Origin of the sequence: Nocardia panacis (genome assembly GCF_003598715.1) — a bacterium.
Lineage (GTDB): Bacteria > Actinomycetota > Actinomycetes > Mycobacteriales > Mycobacteriaceae > Nocardia > Nocardia panacis.
This window is the reverse complement of sequence record NZ_QZFU01000009.1, coordinates 1-547: the sequence shown is the minus strand read 5'-3', so window position 1 is coordinate 547 and position 547 is coordinate 1. Positions and strand designations below refer to the sequence as shown.

General features: G+C 49.0%; 2 rRNA genes. Both read right to left on the bottom strand.

Annotated features, from left to right (window positions below):
• Positions 1 to 127, bottom strand: a 23S ribosomal RNA gene (locus tag D5S18_RS01955); the annotation flags it as partial.
• A 174-nt stretch (positions 128 to 301) separates the two neighbouring features.
• Positions 302 to 547: ribosomal RNA gene (locus D5S18_RS01950) — 16S ribosomal RNA — on the bottom strand; the annotation flags it as partial.

Sequence of the window (547 nt, the reverse complement as noted above, 5' to 3'; positions counted from 1 at the left end):
GTTTCCCCATTCGGAAATCTCCGGATCAAAGCTTGCTTACAGCTCCCCGAAGCATATCGGTGTTCGTCCCGTCCTTCATCGGCTCCTAGTGCCAAGGCATCCACCGTGCGCCCTTTCTAACTTAACCGTTAAAAAGAATCACTACGTGATATCTTGCATTACAATTGAATGTGAATGTCTACTTTCGTTATCTAGTTTTCAAAGAACACGCTTTGAAGGAATGATCCTTCAAAACTAAACAAGATCCAAACGCACCTGTCTATAAGACCGCAAGGTCTTATATTCCGTATAATATCCTTAGAAAGGAGGTGATCCAGCCGCACCTTCCGATACGGCTACCTTGTTACGACTTCACCCCAATCATCTGTCCCACCTTCGGCGGCTGGCTCCAAAAGGTTACCTCACCGACTTCGGGTGTTACAAACTCTCGTGGTGTGACGGGCGGTGTGTACAAGGCCCGGGAACGTATTCACCGCGGCATGCTGATCCGCGATTACTAGCGATTCCAGCTTCACGCAGTCGAGTTGCAGACTGCGATCCGAACTGA